Source organism: Salinispora sp. H7-4 (assembly GCF_013416675.1).
GTDB classification, from domain to species: Bacteria; Actinomycetota; Actinomycetes; order Mycobacteriales; family Micromonosporaceae; genus Micromonospora; species Micromonospora vitiensis.
On the sequence record NZ_JABZED010000033.1, the window covers coordinates 49,827 to 58,487 of the forward strand.

The window sequence follows — 8,661 nt, forward strand, 5'->3', positions numbered from 1 at the left end:
CCGCCGCACTGTGAAACGTGGTGTCGCTGCGAACCAGGGAGGCCCAAGGTTCCCAGCGCCGGGAAAACTAGCGGTCAACGGCGCATTCGGCAACGTGGGCACGCGAAGATCGGCGGAAAGTGACCGAGCCGTCAGTCAGTTACGAACCGGTCAAAGCCGCTCGGCACTCGGCCAGGACCCGGTCCGCGGCGTCCCGAAGCGCCGCCAGATCGGGCCCCGCGGCAAGCACCTCACGGGAGTATGTGGGCAGTACGGCGGGCAGGCTGGAGCCGAAGACCACCCGGAGGTCAGCGGCGCTGGCGCCCTGCGCTCCCAGGCCCGGAGCGAGCAGCGGACCGTTGACCGCGGTGAGATCGTGACCCGTCGCACCGACGGTCGCCCCCACCACCAACCCCACGCTGCCCAGTGGTTGCGCACCCACGTTGAGCTGGGAAATCTCGTCGATGACCAGCTGTGCGACGGTCCGCCCGTCGGCGGTGCGAGCCCGCTGCACCGCGGTGCCCTCGGGATTGGAGGTGAGCGCCAGCACGAAGACTCCGCCGCCCTGCGCGGTGGCCAGCTCGAACATCGGGGCGAGCGCGCCCACCCCGAGATACGGGCTCACCGTCACCGCGTCGACATGCAGTGGGCTCGATGGATCGAGGTACGCGGAGGCGTATGCGGCGACCGTCGAGCCGATGTCGCCACGCTTGACGTCGAGGAGGACGAGCGAACCGGCCGCCCGTAACTGTCGGATAGTTGACTCAAGGACCGCCACGCCCCGAGACCCGAACCGCTCGAAGAAGGCCGACTGCGGCTTGACCACCGCGACCCGGTCCCCCAACGCCTCCACGACCGTGCCCGCGAACCGCTCCAGACCGTGAATGTCGTCATCAAGGCCCCACCGGGCAAGCAGACCCGGGTGCGGGTCGATGCCCACGCAGAGCGGACCCCGCTCGCCAACCGCCCGATGCAACCGGGCGCCGAAGCTCTCCATCGCAGACCTCCCTCTTGCGTGCCACGCACGCGTCGTCTCCGCGGGCGGCTGATGCCGCCCGCACCCGGCGGGCTCCGCACCGCCCACCCCACCCGGCGGGCTCCGCACCGCCCACCCCACCCGGCGGGGTTCGCACCGCCCGGCGGGGTTCCGCACGCCCCACCCGCTGCCCCGGCCCCGCTCGCCGCCGCAGCCGGCGGATCAGCCCGCCCGAGCCGCGGCGGCGATCCCCGCGGTGATCTGGGCCAGATCGGCGTCCGCGGTGACGTACGGGGGCATGGTGTAAATCAGATCCCGGAACGGTCGCAGCCAGACGCCGGCGGCGACCGCCGCGGCGGTCGCCGCCGGCAGGTCCACCTCATGGTCGAGCTGCACCACGCCGATCGCGCCCAGCACCCGGACGTCGGCGACGCCCGGCTGCGCCCGTAGCGGCTCCAGGCCGGACCGCAGACCCGTCTCGATCCGCGCCACCTGCGCCGACCAGTCCTCGGCCCGCAGCAGGCCGAGCGAGGCGTTGGCCACCGCGCAGGCGAGCGGATTACCCATGAAGGTCGGACCATGCGCCAGCACACCGGCCGCGGAGATCCCACGGGCGATCTCCGCGGTGCAGAGGGCGGCGGCCAGGGTGAGGTACCCCCCGGTGAGCGCCTTGCCCGCACAGAGCACGTCCGGCGTTACGCCGGCGTGCTCGGCGGCGAACATCGCCCCGGTCCGACCGAACCCGGTAGCGATCTCGTCAAAGATCAACAGAACCCCGTGGACCCGGGTGACCTCCCGCAGCACCTGTAGGTAGCGCGGGTGGTGGAACCGCATGCCACCGGTCCCCTGGACGACCGGCTCGACGATGACCGCGGCCAGTTCGTGGGCGTGCCGGGCGACCGCGTCCGCCAGGACGGCCTCGTACGCCGGATCCGGCGGTGCGGTGAACCCCGCGGGCGGCACCGGCGCGAAAACCTGCCGGGGCAGTAGCTCCCCCCAGAGGTGGTGCATGCCCCCCTCCGGGTCACAGACGCTCATCGGGTGGAACGTGTCGCCGTGGTAGCCACCCCGCCAGGTCCCCAGCCGACGGCGTTCCGGCCGGCCGGTGGCCCGCTGGAACTGCAGGCACATCTTCACGGCCACCTCGACACTCACCGAGCCGGAGTCGGCCAGGAAGACATGCTCCAACCCCTCCGGCGCCAGCTCGACGAGGGTGCGGGCCAGCGTGACGGCCGGCTCGTGGGTGAGCCCGCCGAACATCACGTGGCTCATCCGGCCGAGCTGGTCGGTCACCGCCGCGTCCAGCACCGGGTGCCGGTAGCCGTGGATCGCCGACCACCACGACGCCATCCCGTCAACCAGCTCCCGCCCGTCCGCCAGGCGCAGCCGCACCCCGGCGGCGCTCTCCACGACGTACGGCGGGGTGGCCGGCGGTAGCGCCGCGTACGGATGCCACACGTGGGCCGCGTCCGCGGCGCTGATCTCCTCCGGGGTCAACGACGTCGCCTCCTCACCAGCCGGTCACCGCGTCAACCGGCCCTCGGGTCCCAGTAGCCCGGCGCACGACCGGCGGGCGGTCCGCAGTCACCGGGCGAGTACCACCGGCACAGTGTCACGGCGTGCGGGCCGCCGCCGCGGCGGCCCGCACCAAGGCCGGCCCCCGGTAGATGAGACCGGTGTAGAGCTGCACCAACGACGCGCCCGCGTCGAACATGCGCTCGGCGTCGTCCGGAGTGAGAATGCCGCCGACGCCGACGATCGGCAGCCGGCCGCCGGTCTCGGCGTGCACGAAGGAGACCACCTCCCGGGCCCGCTGCGCCAACGGGCGGCCGGAGAGCCCACCCGCCTCGGCGCCGCCGGCCCGATCGACAGGGGCGAGGCCGTCGCGGGAGAGCGTGGTGTTCGTGGCGATCACCCCCGCCGCACCCCGGGCCAGGCAGACCTCCAGCAGCTCCGCGATGGCCGGATCCGGAAGGTCTGGGGCGATCTTCACCAGTACCGGCTTCTCGCCGACCAGAGCGGCCAACAGGGCGTCCAGATGCGCCCGGTCCTGCAGCGCACGCAGCCCCGGCGTGTTCGGCGAGGAGACGTTGACCGCGAAGTAGTCGCCGTACCCGCGCAGGGCCTGATACGACGCCTGGTAGTCCGCAACCGCCTCCTCGAGCGGGGTGACCTTGGACTTGCCGAGGGAGATGCCCAGCGGCACCCCGAGCGGGCGGGGCAGCGCCGCCAACCGTGCCGCGAGCGCGTCGGCGCCGGCGTTGTTGAAGCCCATCCGGTTCACCACCGCCCGGCTCTCGGGAAGCCGAAACAGCCGCGGCCGCGGGTTGCCCGGCTGCGGGTGCGCGGTGACCGTACCCACCTCGACGAAACCGAAGCCCAACGCCGGCCAGGCCGGCAGCGCCACCCCGTTCTTGTCCATCCCGGCGGCCAACCCGACCGGGTTCGGGAAGCGGAGCCCGAACACCGTTCGGGGAGCCGAAACGCCGTACCGGGCCCGGAGCACGGCCAGCGCCGCGGGCACCCGAGCCAGGCCGGCCAGCCGCCGTACCGTGAACTCGTGCGCCGCCTCCGCGTCCCCGCCCCCCAGCCGGAACAGCCGTGGCCGCACCACCCGTTCGAAGATCACCCCATCCTCCCCGGGCGGATGAACGACCTCGGGCCGCTCGGGCTCACCGGGCGCTCCGCAGCGAGGCGTGCAGCGCCTGCAGCGGCCGGACCACCATGTCACCACGGATCCGGGCCTCAACCGCCATCACCACGGCGGCGGCGCCGGGGACGGTGGTGATGCAGGGGATGTCCGCCGTCACGGCGGCACTGCGGATCTCGTAGCCATCGGAGCGGGCGCTCGCTCCCGAACCCTGGGGGGTGTTCACCACGAGCACCACCTCGCCGGAGCGGATCAGCGAGACCGCGTCCTCGCTCTCCCCCGACTCGTAGTGCTTGCGGATCTGCTCGCAGGCGACGCCGTGCCGGCGCAGCACCTCGGCGGTGCCGGTGGTGGCGATCAGCTGGAAGCCCAGGTCGGCCAGGCGCTTGATCGGGAAGATCATGCCACGCTTGTCCCGGTTGGCGACCGACACGAAGATCTTCCCGCTGGTCGGCAACGAGCCGTAGGTGGCCGACTGCGACTTGGCGAAGGCGTACCCGAAGGCCGTGTCGATGCCCATCACCTCGCCGGTGGACTTCATCTCAGGTCCGAGCAGCGAATCGATCCCCTTCCCGGTCGGAGTGCGGAACCGCTTGAACGGGAGCACCGCCTCCTTGACCGCGATCGGGGCATCCGCGGGGAGGGTCCCGCCGTCGCCGTCGGCGGGGAGCAGGCCCTCGGCGCGCAGCTCGGCGATGGTGGCTCCGAGCGCGATCCGCGCCGCCGCCTTGGCCAACGGCACCGCGGTGGCCTTGGAGACGAACGGCACGGTCCGGGACGCACGCGGGTTGGCCTCGAGCACCCAGAGCTGGTCGTCCTTGAGGGCGTACTGCACGTTGAGCAGGCCCTGCACGCCGACGCCCCGGGCGATCTCCTCGGTGTACCGACGGACCTCCGCGACGTGCGAACCGGCCAGGGTGATCGGCGGCAACGCGCAGGAGGAGTCGCCGGAGTGGATCCCGGCCTCCTCGATGTGCTCCATCACCCCGCCGAGGTAGACCTCACCGGCGGCGTCGCAGAGCGCGTCCACGTCGATCTCGATGGCGTCATCGAGGAACCGGTCCACCAGCACCGGATGATCCGGGGAGATGTCGGTGGCCCGGCCGATGTAGTCACGCAGCGTGGCGTCGTCGTAGACGATCTCCATGCCCCGACCACCGAGCACGTACGAGGGGCGGACCAGCACCGGATAACCGATCTCGACGGCGATCGTCTTCGCCTCGTCGTACGAGATGGCGGTGCCGTGTGCCGGCGCCCGCAGCCCGGCGCGGGCCAGCAGCGCGCCGAACGCCCCCCGCTCCTCGGCGAGATGGATCGACTCCGGGGAGGTACCGACGACCGGCACCCCGGCGTCCTTGAGCCGCTGCGCCAGCCCCAACGGGGTCTGACCACCAAGCTGCACGACCACCCCGACCACGCCGGGGCCACCGGCCGCCCGGCCGGTGGAGTCCTCGGCGTGCCACACCTCGAGGACGTCCTCGAAGGTCAGCGGCTCGAAGTAGAGCCGGTTCGCGGTGTCGTAGTCGGTGGAGACGGTCTCCGGGTTGCAGTTGACCATGACCGTCTCGTATCCGACGTCCCGCAACGCCATCACGGCGTGCACGCAGGAGTAGTCGAACTCGATGCCCTGCCCGATCCGGTTCGGCCCCGAGCCGAGGATCAGCACCTTGGGCCGGTCCGACCCGACCACCTCGGTCTCCGCGTCGTAGGTGGAGTAGTGGTAGGGCGTCGTCGCCTCGAACTCCGCCGCGCAGGTGTCCACGGTCTTGTACACCGGCCGGACACCCAACCGGTGCCGCAGCGTCCGAACCCCGTCCTCGGCGGCCAGCTCCGGGCGCAACGCGGCGAGCTGCCGGTCGGAGAGCCCCGCCCGCTTGGCCCGGCGCAGCAGGTCGGCATCGAGCACCGGGGCGTCCACGATCTCGGCCCGCAACTCCACCAGGCCGGCGATCTGGTCGAGGAACCACGGGTCCATCCCACCGGAGGCCGCCGCCACCTCGGCGATCGAGGCGCCGAGCCGCAGCGCCCGTTCCACCGTGTAGAGCCGCCCGTCGTGCGGCACCCGCAGCGCCGCGAGGGTGTCCTCCCGGGTGGCACCGGCCGGGTCGGGCACGGTCCAGAAGCCGGCCGCCTTCGTCTCCATCGAGCGCATCGCCTTGTTCAGCGCCTCGGTGAAGTTGCGGCCCAGGCTCATCGCCTCACCGACCGACTTCATGGTGGTGGTCAGCTCCGGGTCGGCGCCGGGGAACTTCTCGAACGCGAAGCGCGGAATCTTGACCACCACGTAGTCCAACGTCGGCTCGAACGCGGCCGGCGTCTTCAGGGTGATGTCGTTGGGGATCTCGTCGAGGGTGTAGCCGATGGCCAGCCTCGCGGCGATCTTCGCGATCGGGAAGCCGGTCGCCTTCGAGGCCAGCGCCGACGAGCGGGAGACCCGGGGGTTCATCTCGATCACGACGATCCGGCCGTCGGCCGGGTTCACCGCGAACTGGATGTTGCAGCCTCCGGTGTCCACCCCGACCTCGCGCAGCACCGCGATGCCGAGGTCCCGCAGGCGCTGGTACTCCCGGTCGGTGAGAGTCATCGCCGGCGCCACGGTGACGCTGTCGCCGGTGTGCACGCCCATCGGGTCGACGTTCTCGATCGAACAGACCACCACGACGTTGTCGTGCCGGTCGCGCATCAGCTCGAGCTCGTACTCCTTCCAGCCGAGCACGCTCTCCTCGATGAGCACCTCGTGCACCGGGCTGGCGGCCAGGCCGGCACCGGCGATGCGTTCCAGGTCCGTATCGGTGTGGGCCATGCCGGAGCCGAGGCCGCCCATCGTGAACGACGGCCGGATCACCGCCGGCAGGCCCAGTTCGGCGACCGTCTCGCGGACCTCGTCCATCGAGTGGCAGACCCGGGACCGCGGCACCAGCGTCGCCGGGTCCTCGACCCCGATCCGGACCCCGGCCTTGGCGACGACGTCCTTGAACAGCTGCCGGTCCTCACCGCGGCGGATCGAGTCGATGTTCGCGCCGATCAACTCGACGCCGTACTTCTCCAGTACCCCGGCCTCGTGCAGCGCGACCGCCGTGTTCAGTGCGGTCTGGCCACCCAGGGTGGGCAGCACCGCATCCGGCCGCTCCTTGGCGATGACCAGTTCGACGAACTCCGGGGTGATCGGCTCGACGTACGTGGCGTCGGCGAACTCCGGATCGGTCATGATCGTCGCTGGGTTCGAGTTGACCAGGCTGACCCGGATCCCCTCGCTGCGTAGTACCCGGCACGCCTGGGTGCCGGAGTAGTCGAACTCGCAGGCCTGCCCGATCACGATCGGCCCGGAGCCGATCACCAGGACGTGTTTGAGGTCGGTCCGCTTAGGCATTCGTGCGCCCCCCGCTGTGGTTGCGACCCTCGATGAGCTCGGCGAAGCGGTCGAACAGGTAGTCCGCGTCGTGCGGACCGGCCGCCGCCTCCGGGTGGTACTGAACGGTGAAGGCGGGCACGTCGCGCGCCCGCAGCCCCTCGACCACGTTGTCGTTGAGGCAGACGTGTGAGACCTCGATCCCGCCGAACTCGGACTCGATCACCCGGTCCGGCACGACGGCCCCCGGCTCGACACCAGGGAACGCGACGGCGAAACCGTGGTTGTGGCTGGTCACCTCGACCTTGCCGGTGGCCCGGTCGAGCACCGGCTGGTTGATCCCGCGGTGGCCGTAGCCGAGCTTGTACGTGCCGAATCCCAGCGCCCGACCAAGGATCTGGCTGCCGAAGCAGATGCCGAACAGCGGCACGCCGCTGGCGAGCGCCGCGCGCGCCAGGGCCACCGGCCCGTCGGCGGTCGCCGGGTCACCGGGGCCGGGCGAGAGGAAGATCGCATCCGCGCCGGTGGCCCGCAGTTCGTCGATGCCCGAGTGAGCCGGCAGGACATGGGTGGTGACACCCCGCGCCGCGAGCCGCCGGGGCACGTTCCGCTTGATGCCGAGATCCAGGGCGGCGACGGTGAACCGGTGCTCCCCCTCGGCCTCGACCACGTACGGCTGCCCGGTGGTCACCTCGGCGGCGAGGTCCGCGCCGACCATCTGCGGGGCCTGTCGGACCCGGGTCAGCAGCGCCTGCGGGTCGGTCTCGACGCTGGAGACCCCGACCCGCATCGCGCCCCGCTCCCGCAGGTGCCGGGTGAGCGCCCGGGTGTCCACGCCGCTGATGCCGACCACGCCCTCGGCGGCGAGCCGCTCCTCCAGGCCACCGGTGGCTCGCCAGTTCGAGCCGATCCGGGCAGGGTCACGGACCACGTAACCGGCGACCCAGATCCGGCCGGACTCGTCATCCTCGCCGTTTACCCCGGTGTTGCCGATGTGCGGCGCGGTCTGCACCACCACCTGCCGGTGGTAGGACGGGTCGGTGAGCGTCTCCTGGTAGCCGGTCATTCCGGTGTTGAAGACCGCCTCGCCGAAGGTCTCCCCGACGCTGCCGTACGCCTCGCCGTGGAACGTGCGCCCGTCCTCCAGGACGAGAATCGCCGATCGCCGCCTCACGCCACGCACCCCGCACTCCGGGCCACGCGGCACTGCCCCACCGCACTCCGTACTCGCATCACTTCACTGCCTTTCCGTCCAGAACCGTCGCCTCGCCGCGCAGGAAGGTCGCCACGATGCGACCCGGCAGCGTCATGCGGGCGTACGGGGTGTTGCAGCTGCGGCTGGCCAGCTCGGTCGGCTCGACGACGCGACGCGCCGCCGGATCCACCAGGGTCAGGTTCGCCGGTGCGCCCGGTGCCGGGTCGTGGCCGTGTTCGGTGAGGCCAGCGATCCGGGCGGGGGTGCGGGACATCCGCTCGGCGATGAGGTCCCACCGCGGGCCGAGCACGTCCAGCGTGATGGAGAGCGCCGTCTCCAGGCCGAGCATTCCCGGCCGGGCGTACGCCCACTCGCACTCCTTGTCCTCCACGGCGTGCGGGGCGTGGTCGGTGGCGACGATGTCCACCACCCCCTCGGCCAGCGCGGTGCGCAGCGCGGCGACATCGGTGGCCGTCCGCAGCGGCGGGTTGACCTTGTAGACCGGGTCGTAG

At 71.9% G+C, this 8,661-nt stretch carries 5 protein-coding genes and 1 pseudogene; all 6 read right to left on the reverse strand.

Going from position 1 to position 8,661, the window contains the following annotated elements; translation table 11 throughout:
- Window positions 1–139 precede the first annotated feature (139 nt).
- Window positions 140–976, reverse strand: a complete 837-nt coding sequence (pyrF, locus tag H0524_RS14740) for an orotidine-5'-phosphate decarboxylase (RefSeq protein ID WP_180199150.1) — start codon at window positions 974–976, stop codon at window positions 140–142.
- Between the two features lie 201 nt (window positions 977–1,177).
- Window positions 1,178–2,452, reverse strand: a complete 1,275-nt coding sequence (locus H0524_RS14745) for an adenosylmethionine--8-amino-7-oxononanoate transaminase (RefSeq protein WP_180199151.1) — start codon at window positions 2,450–2,452, stop codon at window positions 1,178–1,180.
- A 115-nt stretch (window positions 2,453–2,567) separates the two neighbouring features.
- The gene (locus tag H0524_RS14750; protein WP_180199152.1) at window positions 2,568–3,584 is read right to left on the reverse strand and encodes a quinone-dependent dihydroorotate dehydrogenase; all 1,017 of its coding nucleotides are present in this window, start codon (window positions 3,582–3,584) and stop codon (window positions 2,568–2,570) included.
- Between the two features lie 43 nt (window positions 3,585–3,627).
- Complete coding sequence (carB, locus tag H0524_RS14755; RefSeq protein ID WP_180199153.1) at window positions 3,628–6,975, reverse strand: carbamoyl-phosphate synthase large subunit; 3,348 nt, start codon at window positions 6,973–6,975, stop codon at window positions 3,628–3,630.
- Window positions 6,968–8,128 carry a glutamine-hydrolyzing carbamoyl-phosphate synthase small subunit gene (gene carA / locus H0524_RS14760; RefSeq protein ID WP_180199154.1) on the reverse strand — a complete coding sequence of 387 codons (1,161 nt, stop codon included), beginning with the start codon at window positions 8,126–8,128 and terminating at the stop codon, window positions 6,968–6,970. Before carA ends, carB begins: the two co-directional genes overlap by 8 nt.
- Before the next feature lie 58 nt (window positions 8,129–8,186).
- Window positions 8,187–8,661: pseudogene (locus H0524_RS14765) on the reverse strand (amidohydrolase family protein); the annotation flags it as partial.

What these genes read in the sequence shown, in the direction of transcription:
- pyrF (WP_180199150.1), bottom strand. Translation starts at nt 976, where the DNA reads ATGGAGAGCTTCGGCGCCCGGTTGCATCGGGCGGTTGGCGAGCGGGGT.
- carB (WP_180199153.1), bottom strand. Translation starts at nt 6,975, where the DNA reads ATGCCTAAGCGGACCGACCTCAAACACGTCCTGGTGATCGGCTCCGGG.